Source organism: Rhodococcus sp. P4_F5 (assembly GCF_056401315.1).
This window is the reverse complement of sequence record NZ_JBFUJP010000088.1, coordinates 1-19,900: the sequence shown is the minus strand read 5'-3', so window position 1 is coordinate 19,900 and position 19,900 is coordinate 1. Positions and strand designations below refer to the sequence as shown.

The 19,900-nt window shown below is 70.1% G+C and carries 15 protein-coding genes; 9 read left to right on the top strand and 6 right to left on the bottom strand.

Annotated features, from left to right (window positions below):
- Positions 1-245 precede the first annotated feature (245 nt).
- The 3 genes from AC1DU4_RS23635 to AC1DU4_RS23625 all read left to right on the top strand — a co-directional run bounded on the left by AC1DU4_RS23635 (position 246) and on the right by AC1DU4_RS23625 (position 4,005).
- Positions 246-1,319 (top strand): alpha/beta hydrolase, encoded by a 1,074-nt coding sequence (locus AC1DU4_RS23635; protein ID WP_477844029.1) that lies wholly within the window; start codon positions 246-248, stop codon positions 1,317-1,319.
- Positions 1,320-1,419: 100 nt separating this feature from the next.
- Positions 1,420-2,427, top strand: a complete 1,008-nt coding sequence (locus tag AC1DU4_RS23630) for an iron-siderophore ABC transporter substrate-binding protein (protein WP_477844026.1) — start codon at positions 1,420-1,422, stop codon at positions 2,425-2,427.
- 132 nt (positions 2,428-2,559) lie between these two features.
- Positions 2,560-4,005 (top strand): sugar porter family MFS transporter, encoded by a 1,446-nt coding sequence (locus tag AC1DU4_RS23625; RefSeq protein WP_477844024.1) that lies wholly within the window; start codon positions 2,560-2,562, stop codon positions 4,003-4,005.
- 12 nt (positions 4,006-4,017) lie between these two features.
- On the opposite strand, the gene AC1DU4_RS23620 is transcribed toward AC1DU4_RS23625, so the two are convergent.
- Both AC1DU4_RS23620 and dxs read right to left on the bottom strand, forming a co-directional pair.
- On the bottom strand, positions 4,018-5,682 hold the full coding sequence (locus AC1DU4_RS23620; protein WP_477844022.1) for an amidase: 1,665 nt from the start codon (positions 5,680-5,682) through the stop codon (positions 4,018-4,020).
- A 146-nt stretch (positions 5,683-5,828) separates the two neighbouring features.
- Positions 5,829-7,763, bottom strand: coding sequence for a 1-deoxy-D-xylulose-5-phosphate synthase (gene dxs, locus AC1DU4_RS23615; protein ID WP_477844020.1), 1,935 nt, complete (start codon positions 7,761-7,763; stop codon positions 5,829-5,831).
- Positions 7,764-7,945: 182 nt separating this feature from the next.
- On the opposite strand from dxs, the gene glsA reads away from it, so the two are divergent.
- Genes glsA through AC1DU4_RS23595 form a run of 4 tightly spaced genes read left to right on the top strand, consistent with a single transcriptional unit; the run spans position 7,946 to position 12,332 of the window.
- On the top strand, positions 7,946-9,796 hold the full coding sequence (glsA, locus tag AC1DU4_RS23610) for a glutaminase A (protein ID WP_477844018.1): 1,851 nt from the start codon (positions 7,946-7,948) through the stop codon (positions 9,794-9,796).
- Positions 9,797-9,850: 54 nt separating this feature from the next.
- Positions 9,851-10,864 carry an ATP-binding cassette domain-containing protein gene (locus AC1DU4_RS23605; protein WP_477844016.1) on the top strand — a complete coding sequence of 338 codons (1,014 nt, stop codon included), beginning with the start codon at positions 9,851-9,853 and terminating at the stop codon, positions 10,862-10,864.
- Positions 10,861-11,697: an ABC transporter permease gene (locus AC1DU4_RS23600; RefSeq protein WP_477844014.1), complete on the top strand. Its 837-nt coding sequence runs from the start codon at positions 10,861-10,863 to the stop codon at positions 11,695-11,697. The genes AC1DU4_RS23605 and AC1DU4_RS23600 overlap by 4 nt, the downstream gene beginning before the upstream one ends.
- Positions 11,694-12,332 (top strand): SIMPL domain-containing protein, encoded by a 639-nt coding sequence (locus AC1DU4_RS23595; protein WP_477844012.1) that lies wholly within the window; start codon positions 11,694-11,696, stop codon positions 12,330-12,332. The genes AC1DU4_RS23600 and AC1DU4_RS23595 overlap by 4 nt, the downstream gene beginning before the upstream one ends.
- A gap of 74 nt (positions 12,333-12,406) precedes the next feature.
- Here AC1DU4_RS23595 and AC1DU4_RS23590 read toward each other — a convergent pair whose 3' ends face one another.
- Together AC1DU4_RS23590 and AC1DU4_RS23585 are read right to left on the bottom strand one after the other, a co-directional pair.
- Positions 12,407-13,993: an MDR family MFS transporter gene (locus AC1DU4_RS23590; protein ID WP_477844010.1), complete on the bottom strand. Its 1,587-nt coding sequence runs from the start codon at positions 13,991-13,993 to the stop codon at positions 12,407-12,409.
- On the bottom strand, positions 13,990-14,481 hold the full coding sequence (locus tag AC1DU4_RS23585; RefSeq protein WP_477844008.1) for a MarR family winged helix-turn-helix transcriptional regulator: 492 nt from the start codon (positions 14,479-14,481) through the stop codon (positions 13,990-13,992). Before AC1DU4_RS23585 ends, AC1DU4_RS23590 begins: the two co-directional genes overlap by 4 nt.
- A gap of 197 nt (positions 14,482-14,678) precedes the next feature.
- On the opposite strand from AC1DU4_RS23585, the gene AC1DU4_RS23580 reads away from it, so the two are divergent.
- Positions 14,679-15,650 (top strand): esterase/lipase family protein, encoded by a 972-nt coding sequence (locus tag AC1DU4_RS23580; RefSeq protein ID WP_477844006.1) that lies wholly within the window; start codon positions 14,679-14,681, stop codon positions 15,648-15,650.
- Positions 15,651-15,727: 77 nt separating this feature from the next.
- Here the strand turns inward: AC1DU4_RS23580 and AC1DU4_RS23575 are convergent, their stop codons facing one another.
- Positions 15,728-16,996 (bottom strand): class I SAM-dependent RNA methyltransferase, encoded by a 1,269-nt coding sequence (locus AC1DU4_RS23575; protein ID WP_477844004.1) that lies wholly within the window; start codon positions 16,994-16,996, stop codon positions 15,728-15,730.
- A 4-nt stretch (positions 16,997-17,000) separates the two neighbouring features.
- Positions 17,001-19,010, bottom strand: coding sequence for an APC family permease (locus tag AC1DU4_RS23570; protein ID WP_477844002.1), 2,010 nt, complete (start codon positions 19,008-19,010; stop codon positions 17,001-17,003).
- Positions 19,011-19,216: 206 nt separating this feature from the next.
- Here AC1DU4_RS23570 and AC1DU4_RS23565 point away from each other — a divergent pair, with 206 nt between their 5' ends.
- Complete coding sequence (locus tag AC1DU4_RS23565; protein ID WP_477844000.1) at positions 19,217-19,882, top strand: potassium channel family protein; 666 nt, start codon at positions 19,217-19,219, stop codon at positions 19,880-19,882.
- Positions 19,883-19,900: the final 18 nt, after the last annotated feature.

The window sequence follows — 19,900 nt, the reverse complement described above, 5'->3', positions numbered from 1 at the left end:
GCGCGGGGTTTCCCACGCCGCGCCCATTTCGTGACATCCGACCGTCGCCCACGCATCTCGCGGCGCCCGAACGCCCGCGACCTGCGAATACCGCCGGTTCCCCGCGATCCGGTCGAACGGGGCGATCCGGGACATCTGCCTCCCCCACTACGTCTTTCGCGGCTTCTGCCGCCGATGCCGCGATATGGTGCACGGGTCCGTGTACCGCGGCCGTCCCTGGCCGCAACTACGAAAGGCCTGACAGAATGCGAGTCAGACGTCTGAGAGCCGGGAGAGCCACCGCGTTGCTCAAGCGGTCGATGCTGGTGTCCATGGCGATCCTGCTGCCGCTCGGGGCGTCGGTAGCAGGTCCCGTGGGCACCGCGTCGGCCGCCTACGACAAGAACTTCGGGTTCGACTTCTGGGTCGACTCCGACATGGGTGGGATCAAGTCGCGGATCTTCCGCGCCGCGGACGGCAACACCAACCGTGTGGTGTACGCGCTCGACGGCATGCGGGCGCGTGACGACCTGAACGGCTGGGAGATCGACACCAATGTCGCGAGAGGGCTGACCGCCGCGAACATCAACGTCGTGATGCCGGTCGGCGGCCAGTCGAGTTTCTACGCGGACTGGAACGCGCCGAGCAACTTCGGCGGCGAAGGCTCCGCATCGTCGGGTTCCGCTTCCTCGGGTTCCGCCGGATCGTCGGCGCTGGGCTCGTCCGACGCCTCGGAGGAGGTGGCGGGAAAGCGGAACACCTACAAGTGGGAGACGTTCCTCACCCGCCAGCTACCGGACGCGCTGCACTCGGAGCTCGGCTTCAGCCGCAGTCGCAACGGCGTGTTCGGCCTGTCGATGGGCGGCAGCGCCGCACTGACCCTGGCCGCCTACTACCCGCAGCAGTTCAGCTTCGCCGGCTCGTACTCCGGCTTCCTCAACAACTCCGCACCAGGCATGCGTGAGGCCCTGCGGGTCGCGATGATCTCCGCCGGCGGCTTCAACATCGACGCGATGGCGCCGCCGTGGGGGCCGCAGTGGCTGCGGATGGACCCGTTCGTGTTCGCGCCGAAGCTGAAGGCCAACAAGACCCGGCTGTGGATCTCCTCGGGCAGCGCCGTCCCCGGACCGGGCGACATCTCCAATGCGATGGAGATCGTGCAGGGCATGCCGTTGGAGGCCTTGGCGCTGGCCAACACCCGCGCCTTCGAGGTCCGGATGGCCACCATCGGAGGGGGCAACGCCCACTACGACTACCCCGCCACGGGCGTGCACAACTGGAAGAACTGGGAGGACCAGGTCAACCGCATGATTCCCGACCTGTCCGCCAACATCGGCTGACACTTCGAGCGGCGTTCGCCACGGATCCGCGCCCCCGGCCCTGTGCCCGGGGCGCGGATCTGTTTTCTCACACCGCCAGCAGTAGGTTAGGCTGCCCTTTGTGAAGCTCCCTCTGCGTCTCGGTATCGCCGCCCTCGCCCTCACCACACTGGTCGGCTGCTCGGCCGACACCGGCAACTCCGACAGTGCCGCCTCCGGCGCCGACGGCTCCTTCCCCGTGAGCATCGACAACACCTTCGGCACCACCACCATCGACAGCGCCCCGCAGCGGCTCGTCACCATGGGTTGGAATGCGCAGGACGTGCTCTACGCGCTCGGACTCTCGCCCGTCGGCCAGCCGAGGTACAGCTACGGCGCCACCCCGGCCGGCATCATGCCGTGGACGGAGAAGTACTTCGACCCCACCGAGACCACGCTGTACGAGGACCCGGCGGCAGGCGAACCGTCGATCGAGGCGATCGCCACCCTCGCACCCGACGCGATCCTCGCCCCGTACGAGGGCTTCGACGAGGCCTACTACGACAAGCTCAGCGCACTCGCACCGACCGTCGCCTACCCCGGCGGCGCCTGGCAGACCACCTGGCAGGACCAGACCACCCTCGTCGGCCGGGCGGTCGGCAAGCCCGCGGAGGCCCGCGGCCTGATCGACGGGCTCGACGCGACACTGTCGGAGACCGCCGCGGCGCACCCCGAGTTCGCGGGCAAGACCCTGGCCGTGGTCAACCTCGACACCGCCGCGGGCGAGGCCAACGTGTACCTCCCCACCGATCCCCGCGTGCAGGTGCTGACCGAACTGGGCTTCGTCAACGCACCGGGAGTCGAGGCGCTGGCCAAGGACAACCCGGCAGGCAACTTCTTCAAGTCGATCTCGCTCGAGAACCTCCGCGACATCGACGCGGACGTGGTCGTCGGATTCGTAGGCGTGGCCGGCGGTACGGCACCCGATCCCGCGCTCGCACAGCTCTCGGCCTTCGGCCGGGGCTCGGCAGTGGTGCTGAGTGACGAACAGGTCATCTCCGGCCTGAGCAGCGTGAGTGTCCTGAGCGTCCCGTGGGTGCTGGACAAGATCGTCCCGCAGCTCGCCGAGGCCGCCCGCCGGGCCGGCTGAGCGTCGCGGCGCCCACGAGGAGTGGGCACTGAAATGTGGGCACCGGGACCGAGAGCGCAGTAGCGTTCGATCCAGTCCCCGGGTGTTGTACGACGCAATGGGGCGTCGACCGCGGGGCCCAAGGGGCCGATGATGTCACCCAGCGACACAGTCTTCGGTGGACCGGGATCGAGCGCGGCGAAGGCCGACGTCGCGCACGCGGTGATGTTCTCCGCCGCCGCCGCGCTCGGCGGCTTCCTCTTCGGCTACGACACCGCGGTCATCAACGGCGCGGTGGGCGCCATCCGGGACAAGTACGACATCGGCGCGGGCGGCACGGGCCTGACCGTGTCGCTGACCCTGCTCGGCGCCGCGCTCGGCGCCTGGATCGCGGGCACCCTGGCGGACCGGCTCGGCCGCATCCGGGTGATGCAGCTCGCCTCGGTCATGTTCATCGTCGGGGCGATCGGGTCCGCGTTCCCGTTCACCGTCTACGACCTCACCGCCTGGCGGGTCCTCGGCGGCGTCGCGGTCGGCTTCGCGTCGGTGATCGCCCCCGCCTACATCGCGGAGATCTCCCCCGCCGCCATCCGCGGCCGCCTCGGGTCGATGTACCAGCTCGCCATCGTGCTGGGCATCGCCATCTCCCAGCTGGTCAACTACGCCCTCTCGTCGACGGCTGGCGGCGCTCGGGGCATGCTCGCGGGCGTCGAGGCCTGGCAGTGGATGCTGGCGCTCGAGGCAGTGCCGGCCGCGCTCTACCTGATCATGACGTTCACCATCCCGGAGTCGCCCCGGTACCTGGTCGCACGGGGCCACGACGACGACGCCCGCGCCATCATCTCCGAGCTCGAGGGCGGCGACCACGACGCGGTGACCCATCGGATGGACGAGATCCGGAACTCACTCAGCGAGCACCGGACCAAGACCACGGTGCGAGAACTGTTCTCCCGCAAGCTCGGTGTCGCACCGCTGGTCTGGATCGGCATGGCCCTCGCCGCGCTGCAGCAGTTCGTCGGCATCAACGTGATCTTCTACTACTCGAGCACGCTGTGGCAGGCCGTCGGGTTCGGCGAGGACCGGTCGCTGTTCATCAGCGTGGTCAGCGCGATGGTCAACATCGTCGGCACCTTCGTCGCGATCGCGGTGATCGACCGGATCGGCCGTAAACCGCTGCTGCTCATCGGTTCCGTCGGCATGGCACTCTCGCTCGGGACCGCCGCCGTCTGCTTCCACTCGGCGGTGGTGACCACCAACGACATCGGCGAGTCCGTCGCGACCCTCGAGGGCACCAACGCGACCGTCGCACTGATCGCGGCCAATGCGTTCGTCTTCTTCTTCGCGTTCTCGTGGGGCCCGGTGGTGTGGGTGCTGATCAGCGAGATGTTCCCCAACCGGGTGCGCGCGGCGGCGGTCGGCATCGCCACCGCCGCCAACTGGGTGGCGAACTTCCTGGTCTCGTCGACCTTCCCGGCACTGGCCGACTGGAACCTCTCGCTCACCTACGGCGTCTACGCCGTGATGGCCATCGTGTCGCTGTTCGTGGTGTCCCGGTTCGTCACCGAGACCCGCGGTCGCACCCTCGAACAGGCGGGCTGACGCCGGACCGACTCACACGGGGTTGGTCGCGGTCGACGCCGTGAACCGCAGGGCCGGCGGCGCGGCGTTGGTGTTGGTCGGGTCCGGACCGGGACCCGGTGTCGTGCGAACGGCTTCGGGGATCGCCCGCGGCGACGCCGGGAGATCCGGCGCGTCACGCCAGTACGGCCGCGCCTCCTGCAGTTCGAGCACAAGGGAGACCAGTCCCGCCTCGTCCCACGGGCGCCCGCCCACCTGGACCCCGAAGGGGATGCCGGTGGCCGCGGACCGACCAGCCGGCGTACAGACGACGGGTGCGCCGCTGAGGTTCGCCCACTGCGCCGCGCCGTTGACGTACTGTCCTGGGCCGCCGCCCCGCCGCATCCCGTCGTGGATGGTGCCCGGTACCAGCACCGCGTCCAGTCGCGCCTCGGCGAACAGGCGGTTGTAGGCACGCTGATAGGCGGCACGCTCGCGGTTGAGCTTCAACTGGTCGGCGACCGGCCCGGAGAGGGACGCGACGGCAGCGGTGACCTGCGCCGCGTTCACCGCGTCGTAGGACCCGAGCCGGTCCGTGAACTGCTGGTGGTAGGCCCCTGCCTCGAACTGGTCTCCGAGCAGCAGCCCCTTCGGCAGCGGGGGCATCGTGACATCGACGATCTCGCCGCCGAGTTCGCGCACCAGCCCCAGGAAGTCGTCGAACAGGGCGGCGGTTGCCTCCGGCAGATCGTCGCTCACGGTTGCGGGAAGGCCGAATCGCTTTCTCGCCAAGGGTTTCCGTCCGCCGCGGGCAACGAGTGGGTAGCCGTCGGCACCGACGTCCGGCCCCAGCTTGGTGACGACGTCGTTGGCGTCCGGGCCCGCCATGTGGGAGAGCAACAGTGCGGCGTCGGCAACGCTGCGCCCCATTGCGCCTACGTGGTCACGGTTCCATGCCAACGGGATCACCCCGTAGGTGCTGCATCGACCGAACGTCGGCTTGATCGAGGTGACACCGCAGACGGACGCAGGGAACCGGATGGAGCCACCGGTGTCGGTTCCTACGGCCAGCGGAGTGAATCTCGCCGCGAGCGCCGCTGCGCTACCACCCGAGGACCCGCCGACCGACGCCGCCGTGTCCCAGGGATTCCCAGTCTGCGGAGTGCCGGCGCCGAGGGCAAACTCGTGGGTGTGCGCGTGACCCAACAGGACCATGCCCGACTCACCGAGACGACGCCACACCGTCGAGTCACCCGCGGCGATGTTGCCCTCCAGGACGCGACTCGACGCGGTCAGCGGCAGGCCCTCGACCGCGAACAGGTCCTTGAGCGCGATGGGCAGACCGCACACCAGCGGTGCGGCGCCGTCACGACGCACCCCGTCCGCGGAGAGCCTGGTCCCGGCGCGCTCGGCCTGTTCGCGCGCGACCTCGGGATAGATGCGCACCCACGACCCGATGTCGCCGTCGTGTCCGGCGCTACGGGAGAGACACGCCTCCAGCAACTCCCGCGGATGCAACTTACGTGCCTGCAGCAGGCTGGCCGCCTCGACTGCGCTGAGCAGCGCGGGGTCGGTCACGGTGATCGAGTCGACGTCCGGCAGCGTGCGCTCGCGTCGGTGGATCCGCTCGCCTGCGGCCGCCCGGCCGCCCAGTCCGACCGCGGCAGCGCCGACCCCGGCTCCGGTAATGAACGTCCTACGTGACAAACCCTCGCGCATCGGCTGCTCCCAGTTGAACTGTCCTCGCCGACCGGAGAATACCTGGACAAGCGTTCAGCACAGGTCGAATCCCGGGATTTGAGACGGGGTAGGCCAGATCGGACGCGGGTTCCGGGTCCGATCCGCAGCTTGCCGACCGACCGGCCCTAGCCGATGCCAGGCGTGCCGGTACCCAGCCCAGACGCGGCCTGCTGCTCGTCGGTGTGCATCCCCGCCACCCAGCCGGTGATCTGACGGGCGAGGTCCTGAGCGGTCAGCCCGACCTCGACCAGGATCTGGTCGCGGGAGGCATGGTCGAGGAAGCGCTGCGGGATGCCGGCATCGCGGGCCGGGGTGTCCACGCCGGCCGCCCGCAACGCCGCCGACACCGACGCGCCGATCCCGCCCTGCACGCCGCTGTCCTCGAGCGTGACGACCAGCCGGAACTTCGCCCCCAACTCGATCACGGACGCCGGCACCGGCAGCACCCAGCGCGGGTCCACGACGGTCGCGGTGATGCCCTGCTGCCCGAGCCGCGTCGCGGTCTCGAGCGCCACCGTGGCGAAGGGACCGACCGCCACGATCAGCACGTCACCGCCCTCGCCCTCCGGCCGGGCCAGCACGTCGACGCCGTCGACGAGCCGCTCCACGGCCGGGATGTCTTCGGCGACAGCGCCCTTCGGGAAGCGCAGCGCGGTGGGCCCGTCGTCGACGGCGAGCGCCTCACCGAGCTCCTCGCGCAGGGTGGCCGCGTCCCGCGGTGCGGCGACGCGCATCCCGGGCACGATCCCCAGCAGCGAGAAGTCCCACATGCCGTTGTGGCTGGCACCGTCCGGGCCGGTGACGCCGGCCCGGTCCAGGACCAGGGTCACCGGCTGGTCGAGCAGCGCGACGTCCATCAGCACCTGGTCGAAGGCACGGTTGAGGAAGGTCGAGTAGACGGCGACCACCGGGTGCAGGCCGCCCAGCGCCAGGCCCGCCGCGGACGTCATCGCGTGCTGCTCGGCGATGCCGACGTCGAACATCCGGTCCGGGAACCGCTCCCCGAACGCGGCGAGGCCGGTGGGACCGGGCATGGCCGCGGTGATCGCGACGATGTCCTCGCGCTGCTCGGCCTGCGCGATCAGCTCGCTGGAGAACACCGACGTCCAGTCCGGCGCGGACACCGTGGTCGCACGCCCGGTGCGCGGGTCGATCACGCCGGTCGCGTGCATCTGGTCGGCCTTGTGGTTCTCGGCGGGCGCGTAGCCCATGCCCTTGCGGGTCACGGCGTGCACGATCACCGGACCGCCGAAGTCCTTGGCCCGCCGCAGCGCCGACTCGAGCGCCGCCTGGTCGTGGCCGTCCACCGGACCGAGGTACTTGACGCCCAGGTCGGTGAACATCACCTGCGGGCTCACCATGTCCTTGATGCCGGCCTTCATGCCGTGCAGCAGCTGGTAGGCCGCCCGGCCGACCCACGGCATCTTCTTGACCATCCGGCGGCTGTTGTCGAGGACCTTCTCGTAGCCGGGCTGCAGCCGCAGCGCCGCGAGATGGTCGGCGAGCCCGCCGATGGTCGGGGCGTAGGAGCGGCCGTTGTCGTTGACGACGATGACCACCGACCGGTCCTTGCCGGCGGCGATGTTGTTGAGCGCCTCCCAGCACATGCCGCCGGTGAGCGCGCCGTCGCCGACGATCGCGACGACATGCCGGTCCTGACCGGTCAGCTCGAACGCCTTCGCCAGGCCGTCCGCGTACGACAGCGCCGCCGACGCGTGCGAGGACTCCACCCAGTCGTGCTCGCTCTCGGCGCGACACGGGTAGCCCGACAGGCCGCCCTTCTTGCGCAGGGTGTCGAACTGGTCCATCCGGCCGGTGACCATCTTGTGCACGTAGGCCTGGTGTCCGGTGTCGAAGAGGATCGCGTCCCGCGGCGAGTCGAAGATCCGGTGCACGGCGAGGGTCAGCTCGACGACACCGAGGTTCGGACCGAGATGACCGCCCGTGGCGGAGACCTTGTGGACCAGGAAGTCCCGCGCCTCAGCGGCTAGCTCACGCATCTCGGCGAGGCTCAGCCCCCGTAGATCGCCGGGCGTCTGGACTCGCGATAGGACACCCAACGAGATCGCTCCCTCCGAGGAACACCGCCGACCGCGTGTCGGTGGACCGGCCCAGTCTACGGAGCCTCATACCCACACCACCGCCAGGCGTGCCGACAACCACGCCGGACAACAACGCTGCCAGCCCATTATGCCCGCAATCGTGAGTCAGTTCACAGGCCGAAACCCCTAGGCTGATCGCCATGGGACGCATCGAGGACACCTCGCCGGGCAACGTCGTCGACCGGATCATCCACGAGGTGTACACGCTGTGCCGGGAGAACCGGGCGGGTGAACTCGCCGACTACATCCCCGAACTCGCCGCGGTCGAACCGGACGAGTTCTCGCTGTGCGTGGCCACCAGCGACGGCTACGTCTACCGCGCGGGCAACGCGGACACCGAGTTCACCATCCAGTCGATCTCCAAGCCCCTCACCTACGGTCTCGCGCTCGCCGACCACGGCGTCGACGTCGTCGCCCGGAAGATCGACGTCGAGCCGTCGGGCGAGCCGTTCAACGAGATCAGCCTGGACCCGGTGACCGAACGTCCCCGCAACCCGATGATCAACGCGGGCGCCATCACCTCCGCGTCGCTGATCCAGGGCGCGGACCCGGCGGAGCGATTCGAACGGTTGCGGCGCTGCTACTCCCTCTACGCGGGCCGGGACCTCGAACTCAACCAGGACGTGTACGCCTCCGAGTCCCGGACCGGGCACCGCAACCGGGCGATCGGGCACATGCTGCGGTCCTTCGACATCGTCTCCGGCGACCCGGACGAGGCCGTGGACCTCTACTTCCGGCAGTGCTCGATCAACGTCACCTGCCGCGACCTCGCCCTGATGGCGGCCACGCTCGCGAACAACGGCGTCAATCCGCTGACCCGTGAGCGGGCCCTGGCCCCGGACCTGGTGGAGCGGGTGCTCAGCGTCATGACGTCCTGCGGCATGTACGACGCCGCCGGGGACTGGATCACGCAGGTCGGCCTGCCCGCGAAGAGCGGGGTCGGCGGCGGCGTACTGGCGGTGCTGCCAGGTCAGATCGGGATCGCGGTGCACTCCCCCCGGCTCGACTCGCACGGCAACAGCGTCCGCGGCGTCCAGGCCTGCCGGGAGCTCTCGCGCACCCTCGAACTGCACTTCATGCACGTCACCCGGGCGGGCCGGTCCGCCATCCGGACCAGCTACTCCGTCTCCGAGGTGCCCTCGCGGCAGCGGCGCAGCGGGGCCGAGCTGTCCACGCTGGCCACCTACGGGAACCGGGCCCGGATCTACGAACTGCACGGCGACCTGCTGTTCTCGGGCGCGGAGACCGCGGTCCGCGCGATCGCCGAGCGCGGCACCGACCTCGAGGCACTGGTGGTGGACCTGCGCCGGGTCGACGACGTGAGCGCGGTGGCCCGCCGGATGCTCGACACCCAGCACGCGGAACTCGCCGAACGCGGGTGCCAGGCGGCGGTCGTCGACCCGGACGGGCGGCTCGGGCGCACCGCCTCGCGGCTCGGGTCCGGCGCCGCGGCGGGGCGGGTGTTCGTGGACCTCGACGTCGCGCTGGAGTGGTGCGAGGGCGTCCTGCTCGACCGGCACTGCACCGGCGAGCGGATCCCGGCGTCCATCGCGCTGGCCGCGCACCCGCTGCTGACCGCGCTGACCGACGACCAGTTCGCCCGGGTGAGCGGCGACCTCGAGCGCCGGACCGTCGCCCGGGGCGAGACGATCGTGCATCGCGGCGACCCGGCGGCCGGCATCTTCCTAATCCTCTCCGGCCAGGTCAGCCACCTGCTGCCCGGCGGGGACGGCCGCACCCACCGGATCACCTCGCTCTCGCCGGGCATGACGTTCGGCGAGATGACGACCCTGATCGGCGGCACCGCCCTGGGCGACATGCGGGCCGACACCGCGGTGACGCTGGCCCTGCTGACACCGGAGGCGTTCGCGGCGCTGACCGCGCAAGCGCCGCAACTCAAGTCGGCACTGCTCGAGCGTCTCGCGGCGGGCGCGTACGCGCAGCTCGACGCCGCCGTCCGGTCCGTCGCGCTGCGCGGTCCCGCGATGTGAACAATCTCTAATATTCATTTCCGTTCATTCCTCCGATCGGACAAGGTGAACGCCATGCACTCGCAGAGAGAACTGGCCATCCACACCGAGGGCCTGGTGAAGCGGTTCGGGACGAACGTCGCGGTCGCCGGGGTGGACCTCGCGGTACCCACCGGGGGCGTGTACGGCGTCCTCGGACCCAACGGGGCCGGCAAGACCACCACCATCCGGATGCTCGCCACCCTGCTGGAGATCGACGGCGGCACCGCCCGGGTCCTCGGGCACGACGTGGCCCGCGAGGCCGACGCCGTCCGCAGCAAGGTCTCGCTCACCGGCCAGTTCGCCTCCCTCGACGAGGACCTGACCGGCACCGAGAACCTGCTCCTGCTGGCCCGGCTGTTCGGCTTCTCCCGGGCCGCGGCCCGGGCGCGTTCCGAACAGCTGCTCGCCGCGTTCGACCTGAGCGAGGCCGGCTCGCGCCAGGTCAAGACCTTCTCCGGCGGTATGCGCCGGCGCCTCGACATCGCCGCCAGCATCATCGTCACGCCCGAGCTGATCTTCCTCGACGAACCGACCACCGGGCTCGACCCGCGCAGCCGCAACCAGGTCTGGGAGATCGTCCGGGCGCTCGTCGCCGGCGGCACGACCGTCCTGCTGACCACCCAGTACCTCGACGAGGCCGACCAGCTCGCCGACCGCATCGCGGTGATCGACCACGGCAAGGTGATCGCCGAGGGCACCACCGGCGAGCTCAAGGCCTCGGTGGGATCCGGGGCGTTGCACGTCCGGGTCATGGACCCGTCCCGGCGGGCGGCCGCGGCGGTGCTGCTGACCGACGTACTAGGGGTCGACGTGACCTCGGAGTCCGACCCGGCGGCGCTGACCGCCCGGATCAGCGACCCGAAGCGGGTGTCGCTGGCCCTGCCCGCGCTGGACGACGCCGGGATCGCGGTCGCGACGTTCGCCCTCGGCCAGCCCAGCCTGGACGAGGTGTTCCTGGCACTGACCGGCCACCCCGCGGAGTCCGAGTCCGAGTCCGGCTCCGCATCCGAGAACGACCCCACCGCACTGAAGGAGACCGCATCATGACCTCGACGACGGTTGCGAGCCCCACGGCGGCCGCGGTGGGCGACGTCCTGCAGCTGACCGGTCCACGACCGGCCCGGCCCAGCGCGTTGTCGGCATCGCTGTCCTTCGGCTGGCGGGCGCTGCTCAAGATCAAGCACGTGCCCGAGCAACTGTTCGACGTGACCATGTTCCCGATCATGTTCACGCTGATGTTCACCTACCTGTTCGGCGGCGCCCTGGCCGGTTCCACCGCCGACTACCTGCAGTTCCTGCTGCCCGGGATCCTGGTGCAGACGGTCGTGATGATCACCATGTACACCGGACTGACCCTGAACAAGGACATCTCGGCGGGCGTCTTCGACCGGTTCCGGTCGCTGCCGATCTGGCGTCCGGCCCCACTGGTCGGCGCGCTGTTCGGGGACGTCGTCCGGTACACGATCGCGTCGACGATCGTGCTGCTGCTCGGCCTGGTCCTCGGCTTCCGGCCCGCGGGCGGCGTGGTCGGGGTGCTCGCGGCCGTGCTCCTGCTGCTGCTGTTCTCGTTCAGCATGTCCTGGATCTGGACGATGATCGCGATGGTGATGCGCAGCGAGCAGTCCGTGATCGGCGTGTCGATGATGATCCTGTTCCCGCTGACCTTCGCCAGCAACATCTTCGTGGACCCGGCGACCATGCCGGGCTGGCTGCAGGCCTTCGTCAACGCCAACCCGATCACTCACCTGGTGTCTGCCATCCGGGGCCTGATGGCGGGCAGCGTCGAGATCGGCGAGATCGCGGTGGTGTTCGGCTGGTGCGCCGGCTTCATGCTGATCTTCGGACCGCTCACCATGCGGCTGTACAACCGGAAGTCGTGACCGTGGTGACGCCGTCGGTGACCGTGCTCGGTCAGGGATCCGCGTCGGCCACGCCGGACCTGATGCGGGTGACCGTCACGGTGGAGGTGCGGCGGCCGGACGTGGCGGGCGCCTTCGCGCGGGCCGGGGTCGCGGCCCGTGCGGTGTCGGCGGCGCTGCGGGACGCGGGCGTCGCGGACGCGGACCTGTCGACCACCGGCCTCGGCGTGCAGGCCGACACCGTCTGGCAGGAGAACCACGGCCAGAAGGTGGTCGGCTACCTCGCGAGCAGCACCCTGTCGGTCACGCTCCGGGACCTGTCGGATCCGGGGCGGGTGATCGCGGACTGCGTCGCCGCAGGCGGGGACGACGTCCGGCTCGGCGGGCTCGACCTGGGCTTCGCCGACCAGTCCGACCTGCTCGCCCGGGCCCGCGAGGCCGCCTACGCGGACGCACGCGCGAAGGCCGAGCAGTACGCGCGGCTGTCCGGGCGCGCCCTCGGCGCGGTGCTCGAGGTGACCGAGACACCCGACGCGCCGGGGCCGCGGCCGATGCTGCGGGCGATGGCCGCCCCCGCCGCCGACGCCTCGATGCCCGTCGAGCGCGGCGAGAGCACGGTCGCCGCCTCGGTCCGGGTGTGCTGGGCGCTGGCCTGACGCCGCAGACCTCTCCGACACACGGAAGGCCCCGACGCACCGGCGTCGGGGCCTTCCGTCAGATCTGAGGGGATCTAGACCTTCGCGTACTCCTCGTCCAGCTCGGACGGCTCGAGGTCGATGGTGGTGCGCAGCGGCTTGTTCGGGAGGAAGACCACCGCGACCACGGTGATCACCGAGACCGCCGCCGAGACCAGGAAGATCAGCCCGGTGGCGTCGCCGTAGGACATCCGGACGACCTCCTGCACCGGCTCGKGGAGCACCGCCAGGTTCAGGTTGCCGCCGCCCTGACCGTGGGTGTCGATGCCGAGCGTCGCGAGGCCCGTCGCGGTCAGTTCGGAGACGCGGGTGGCCAGGACCGATCCGAGAACCGAGACGCCGATCGCGCCGCCGAAGGTCCGGAAGAACGCCACCACACTGCTGGCCGCGCCGATGTCCTGCACGCTGACGGTGTTCTGCACCGCGAGCACGACGTTCTGCATCAGCATGCCGGTACCCAGACCCAGCACCGCGATCATCGCCCCGATCACCCACATGTGCGTCTCGTGGTCGACGGTGCCCAGCATCAGGAAGCCGACGAGCTGCAGCACCGCGCCGGCCACGACGAAGCTCTTCCACTTGCCGAACTTGGTGATCAGCTGGCCGGAGCCGACGGTGCCCAGGAGCATGCCGAGGACCATCGGGATGGTGAGCAGGCCGGCCTCGGTGGGCGAGTACCCGCGGGCGGTCTGAAAGTACTGACCGAGGAACGTGGTGGCGCCGAAGAGCCCGACGCCGACGGCGACCGAGGAGATGATGGCCAGCGCGGTGGTGCGCTCCATGACGATCTTCAGCGGGATGATCGGCGACTTCGCGCGGCTCTCGACGAGGACCGTCAGCACGAGCAGCACCACGCCGGCGCCGACCATCAGGGCCGACTCGGTGGAGATCCAGTCGTAGTACGCGGCCTTGCCGGCGAAGGAGACCCACACCAGCAGCACGGAGACGCCGGCGGTGAGCAGGGTGGCGCCGAGCCAGTCGATGGACACGCCGTCCTTGCGCACCGTCTCGATGTGCAGGGTCTTGTGCAGCAGGAACAGTGCGATCACGGCGAGCGGGACGCACACGAAGAAGCACCAGCGCCAGCCGAGGCCGTCGGCGATGACGCCGCCCGCGACCGGTCCGCCGGCCATGGCGACGGCCATGACGGCGCCCATGTAGCCGGAGTACCGGCCACGCTCACGCGGCGGGATGATGGTGCCGATGATCGCGACGACGAGCGCGGTCAGGCCGCCCATGCCGATGCCCTGGATCACCCGGGCGCCGAGCAGGACCGGCACGTTGTGGGACAGGCCCGCGATCACGGAACCGACCACGAAGATCACGATCGCGCTCTGGACCAGCAACTTCTTGTTGTACAGGTCGGCGAGCTTGCCCCAGATCGGAGTCGAGGCGGCGGTCGCCAGCAGCGAGGTGGTGATGACCCAGGCGTACTGGGTCTGGCTGCCGTTGAGGTCGCCGATGATCGTCGGCAGGGCCGTCGAGACGATGGTCGAACTGATCAACGCGGTGAACAGCGCGGCGAGCAGGCCGGCGAGGACCTCGAGGATCTGACGGTGAGTCATCAGCGGCGCGGCGCCCGGCGACGCCGACTGCGCCGCGGTGTTGTCTGTGACTGTCATGGGCGTGTGTCCCCCCGGAAATCGGTTTCGGTGGCGGCCACGGTCTGCCGTGCCGTCGGGTTGACGAAGGTTTCCTTGAGCCGACGCAGCGACGCGAGCGCGGTGTCCGCCTCGTCCTCGCTCCACGAGTCGAGCAGTGCGGTCAGCCGCCGTGCGCGGTCCGCCCGGTTGTCCTCGAGCAGTCGCAGGCCCGACTCCGACGCCTGCACCAGGCAGGCCCGGCCGTCGTCGGGATCGGGACGGCGCTCGACGAAGCCGGCGTCGAAGAGGTCGGCGATCTGCCTGCTCAGCGACGACTGGCTCACGCACAGGCCGGCGGCAAGGTCGCCCTGCCGGCGCGGTCCCCCGGTGGCCAACGAGTGCAGGACCCCCAGCAACGCCGGGGGCAGTCCGGTCTCGTCGTCCGCGAGCAGGACGTTGCGCAGCACCCGGCCGAAGAGGAACACCTCCTCGACGAGGTTCTCCGCGGTGGCGGGGTGTACCGACATTTCAATCCTCAAGGTAAAGAGTCATTAATGATGCTTGCAGTAAGCAACTATATATTGGTTGCATTACCCACACAATTGGCTGTGACGGACCAGACACGGCCCCACCGCGCTCGGGACGGGCGGCGAACCGGTGTCGTCGCCGGTCGGACACCGGCAATCCCCGCACTAGGCAACGAACCGAGCAGTTGCTAGGTTCGATGACCCGTACAACATTCGGAGGCTCTGTGTTACGTACGTCACGTGCTGTCGTCCTTGCGCTGTCCCTGGTCGCGTTGGTGTTKCCGTTCGGGGCAGGTGGCGCTCAGGCCCAACCACTGCCCGAGAACTACAACTTCTTCGCGGGCATCCCCGACGAGCTGACCAACCCCGGCGGGTCGCTGCCCGGATCGAACGACTTCTCGTGCAAGCCGTCGGCGGAGCATCCACGGCCGGTGGTACTGGTGCACGGCACCGGAGGTTCGCAGCAGACCAACTGGGGCGCCTACGTCCCGATGCTCAAGAACGCCGGCTACTGCGTGTTCGCCCTGACCTACGGCGCCATTCCCGGTGCGCCGTGGCCGATCTCGGCGATCGGCGGGATGGGTCCGATCGATGAGAGCGCCGTCCAGTTCAAGACCTTCGTCGACCGGATCCGCTCGTCGACCGGTGCACAGACGGTGGATGTCGTCGGCCACTCGCAGGGCACGATCATCCCGACCTACTACCTCAAGCAACTGGGCGGCGAGGGGACCATCACCAACTACGTCTCCATCGCTCCCCCGTGGCGCGGCCTCACCACGCTCGGTGCGGACGGACTCCCCGCGCTCGCGAAGCGACTGGGCGTGCCGGAGTCCTCGGTACCCGTGTGCCAGGCGTGTGGCGAGATGACGGCCGAATCCGAGGTGGTCAAGAAGGTCAACGCCGGCGGCACCCCCTACGTCGAGGGCGTGAACTACACCAACATCTCCACCCGCTACGACGAGGCCATCCGGCTCGAACAGGGCCAGGTCCCGGGCCCGCCCGGCTACAACGTGACAAACATCGTGGTGCAGGACACGTGCTCGCAGGACTACTCCGAGCACGCGGCGATCGCGGGATCCAGGCGCGCGGCCTACATGACGCTCAATGCCCTGGACCCGGCGCACCCACGCGAGGTGCCGTGCATGTTCGTGCCCCCGTTCAGCGGCTGACCACGGCGTCCCTCTGAGGAGACGGTGCCGGCCGGCGCCTCCCGGGCCGGCCGGCGCCGTACCCGCACACCGGTGCCCTACCTCGTCAACAGCGCCAGGCACTCCACATGATGGGTGAGCGGGAAGGCGTCGAACGCCCGCACCTGCTCGAGCCGGTAGCCCTGCGCCAGGTACAACCCCACGTCGCGGCCGAACGCCGCCGGGTCGCAGCCGATGTGTACCACCCGCTCCGCGCCCGCCGCGGCGACCGCCTCGACCACCTCGCGGCCCGCACCAGCCCGCGGCGGATCCAGCACCACCGTCCGGACCGGACCGGGCAACTCGCCGACCACGGTTTCGACCCGATCCGCCCGCAACTGCACCTGGCCCAGGTCGCCGAGCGCGCGCCTGCCGTCCTCGACCGCGCCGCGGCCGGACTCCACCGACATCACCAGGCCCCGCTCGCCGACCCGGCTCGCCAGTTCCGCGGCGAACACACCGACCCCGCCGTAGAGGTCCCAGGCGGTGTCCCCGGGGGTCAGACCCGACCACTGCCCCACCGCGTCCGAGTAGGCGGCGGCGGCGCCGCGGTGCGCCTGCCAGAACCCGGTCGCGGACAGCTCCCAGGTCCTCTCCCCCACCCGCTCCACCGCGCGGCCGGTGCCGAAGGCCACCCGCTCGCGGCGGGGCCGCGCCGAGGCCGCCCGCCGGGCCATGGCGCCGCGGCGGCCGGGACTACGCCTGCCGGTCTGCGAGATCCGGGCCGGCTCGATCTCCACCACGTGCCGCGTGCCGTCCGCGTCGACGGTGACCTGCAGCTCGCCGCCGGGGCGCCAGCTCTGCTCCGCGAGCCCTGCGAACGCCCCCGCCACCGCCTGCGGGCACGCCAGTTCGGTGACAACCGCGCTGCTGCGGTACCCGTGGAAACCGGCCGCCCCCTGTCCGTCGACGGCCAGCCGGACCCGGGTGCGCCAGCCGGTGCCGTCGCCCGTGCCGGGCAGCTCCTCGACCTCGACGTCCCACTCCAGGCCCGCCAACCGGCGTAGCTGCTCGGCGACCACCGCGGCCTTCATCGACCGACCGGCGGCCGGCGTCGCGTGCGAGTAGTCGCAGCAGCCCGCGCCGCCCCGCCCGGAGATCGGGCACAGCGGCGCCACCCGGTCCGCGGAAGCCTCGAGCACCTCGACGGCGTCGGCCCGGCAGAACGAGCCGCCGCGGTCCTCGGTGACCCGGGCCCGGACCAGTTCGCCCGGCAGCCCGTGTCGGACGAACACCACCCGTCCCTCGTGACGGGCCACGCAGAACCCGCCGTGCCCCGGATTGCCCAGGCGCAGATCGAATTCCAGCCCGAACCAGTTCTCGCTCATCTACCTACTTGCCTTCCGGTGCGTCGAAACCCCGACGCGTCGCGCCCGGTGCCGCCGACGGTTCGACCCGTCGGGCGCGTTCACGGGCCTTCTCCGACGAACTGAGCTGCCAGGGCACGCTGGTGACCATCACGCCGGGCTGGAACAGCAGCCGGCTCTTGAGCCGCAGCGCGCTCTGGTTGTGCAGGATCTGCTCCCACCAGTGCCCGACCACGTACTCGGGGATGAATACCGTCACCACGTCCCGCGGCGAGTCCCGACGGACCCGCCGGACGTAGTCGAGGATCGGCTTGGTGATCTCCCGGTACGGGGACTCGATCACCTTGAGCGGCACCGTGACGTCGCTGCGCTCCCACTCGCGCACCAGGGCACGGGTGTCCGGCTCGTCGACGTTGACCGTCACCGCCTCGAGGGTGTCCGGCCGGGTGGCGCGGGCGTAGGCCAGCGCGCGCATCGTCGGCATGTGCAGCTTGGACACCAGGACGATCGAGTGGGTCCGACTGGGCAGCACGCCGTCCCACTCCTGCTCGTCCAGTTCGGCGGCGACGTTGTCGTAGTGCCGCCGGATCGACTTCATCACCAGGAAGATCGCGATCATCGCGACGATCGCGATCCAGGCGCCGGCGGCGAACTTGGTGATCAGCACGATGATCAGCACCGCGCCGGTCATGGCCAGGCCGATCGAGTTGATCACCCGGGAACGATGCATGCGCCGGCGCTGCGCCGGATCGGTCTCGGACTTCAGGTGCCGGGTCCAGTGCCGGATCATGCCGGTCTGGCTGAGCACGAACGAGACGAAGACGCCGACGATGTAGAGCTGGATCAGCTTGGTGACCTCGGCCCCGAACACCACCACGAACGCGATCGCCGCGCCGGAGAGGAACAGGATGCCGTTGCTGAACGCGAGCCGGTCGCCGCGGGTGTGCAGCTGGCGGGGCAGGTAGCGGTCCTGGGCCAGGATGGAGCCGAGCACCGGGAAGCCGTTGAAGGCCGTGTTGGCGGCCAGCACCAGGATCAGCGCGGTGACGATCGCGATGAAGTAGAAGCCGATCGGGAAGCCGGCGAACACCGCCTCCGCCAGCTGCGCGATGAGCGTCTTCTGCTGGTAGCCCTCGGGCGCGCCGACCAACTGCTCCGCAGGGTTGTGGGCGTACACGATCCCGATCTTCTGGGCCAGGATGATGATGCCCATCAGCAGCACGATCGCAAAGGTGCCCAGCAACAGCAGCGTGGTCGCGGCGTTGCGGGACTTGGGCTTCTGGAATGCGGGAACGCCGTTGCTGATCGCCTCGACGCCGGTCAGCGCGGCACAACCCGAGGAGAACGCGCGGGCAATCAGAAACGCGAACGCGATCCCGTACAGGTGCTGGTCCTCGGCGTTCAGGACGAACCCGGACGAGACCGCGCGCACGTCGTCACCGAGCACGTAGATCCGGAACAGCCCCCATCCGAGCATCACGAACATACCCACGATGAAGGCGTAGGTCGGGAGCGCAAACGCGGTGCCGGACTCCCGGATGCCGCGCAGGTTGATGGCGGTGAGCAGCACGATGGCGGCGACCGCGAACAGCACCTTGTGGGTCGCGACGAACGGCACCGCCGAACCGATGTTGGACGCCGCCGAGGAGATCGAGACCGCCACGGTGAGCACGTAGTCGACCATCAGGGCGCTGCCGACGGTCAGCCCGGCGTTCGGACCGAGGTTGGTCGTCGCCACCTCGTAGTCGCCGCCGCCGGACGGGTAGGCGTGCACGTTCTGGCGGTAACTCGCCACCACCACCGCCATCACGACGCAGACGGCGAGGCCGATCCACGGGGTGTACGCATATGCCGAGATGCCGGCCACCGACAGCACCAGGAAGATCTCCTCGGGTGCGTAGGCGACCGACGACATCGCATCGGATGCGAACACGGGCAGCGCAATCCGCTTCGGCAAGAGGGTGTGCCCCAGCTTGTCGCTTCGGAACGGTCTACCCACCAACAGCCGCTTCGTGGCGGTCGAGAGCTTTGACACTGGCAAAGCGTAAGCCGTCGGAACCGATCCAGTGCCATCGCACGCCAACTCGCGGTCCAATACGGACAACGGCACGGGCCGGCGACGCCGAATACCGACGGCGCGCGGCACCGCAGCGGCGGGGGCGGTAGCGTTCCACCGACCAGTCGCCGCCACCGCGGCGACCCCAACCAGAGCGTCGGGAGACCGACGAGCGGAGGCCAGCGGTGTATGTAGTCGTGATGGGGTGCGGCCGAGTCGGATCTGCCCTCGCGGCGGGTCTGAGCCGGATCGGCCACGAGGTCGCGATCATCGACCGGGACCCCGAGTCGTTCCGCCGGCTCGACCCCGAGTTCACCGGCACGCGGGTGGTCGGCATGGGATTCGACCGCGACGTGCTGATCAAGGCCGGCATCGAGCGGGCCGAGGCGTTCGCGGCGGTGTCCTCCGGCGACAACTCGAACATCATCTCCGCCCGGGTGGCCCGGGAGACCTTCGGCGTCAGCCGGGTCGTCGCGCGGATCTACGACGCCAAGCGCGCCGCCGTGTACGAACGCCTGGGCATCCCGACCGTCGCGACCGTGCCGTGGACGACCGACCGGTTCCTGCACCACCTCACCCGGGAGTCCGACACCACCAAGTGGCGCGATCCCACCGGCACCGTGGAGGTGGCCGAACTCGCGTTGCACGAGGACTGGGTGGGGCACTCGGTCGCGGAGCTCGAGGAGTTCACAGCCTCGCGGGTGGCCTTCCTGATCCGGTTCGGCACCGGCGTGTTGCCGGACCGCAAGACCGTCATCCAGGCCGACGACCAGGTGTACGTCGCCGCGGTGTCGGGGCGGGCCGCCGAGGCCCTCGCCCTGGCCGCGACCCCGCCGCCGGCGGACGCGTGAGCGCCCCCGCCGCGGCCC

Coding starts and splice junctions, on each gene's coding strand:
- AC1DU4_RS23635 (WP_477844029.1), top strand. CDS start 246: ATGCGAGTCAGACGTCTGAGAGCCGGGAGAGCCACCGCGTTGCTCAAG.
- AC1DU4_RS23625 (WP_477844024.1), top strand. CDS start 2,560: ATGTCACCCAGCGACACAGTCTTCGGTGGACCGGGATCGAGCGCGGCG.
- AC1DU4_RS23620 (WP_477844022.1), bottom strand. CDS start 5,682: ATGCGCGAGGGTTTGTCACGTAGGACGTTCATTACCGGAGCCGGGGTC.
- glsA (WP_477844018.1), top strand. CDS start 7,946: ATGGGACGCATCGAGGACACCTCGCCGGGCAACGTCGTCGACCGGATC.
- AC1DU4_RS23605 (WP_477844016.1), top strand. CDS start 9,851: ATGCACTCGCAGAGAGAACTGGCCATCCACACCGAGGGCCTGGTGAAG.
- AC1DU4_RS23600 (WP_477844014.1), top strand. CDS start 10,861: ATGACCTCGACGACGGTTGCGAGCCCCACGGCGGCCGCGGTGGGCGAC.
- AC1DU4_RS23585 (WP_477844008.1), bottom strand. CDS start 14,481: ATGTCGGTACACCCCGCCACCGCGGAGAACCTCGTCGAGGAGGTGTTC.
- AC1DU4_RS23575 (WP_477844004.1), bottom strand. CDS start 16,996: ATGAGCGAGAACTGGTTCGGGCTGGAATTCGATCTGCGCCTGGGCAAT.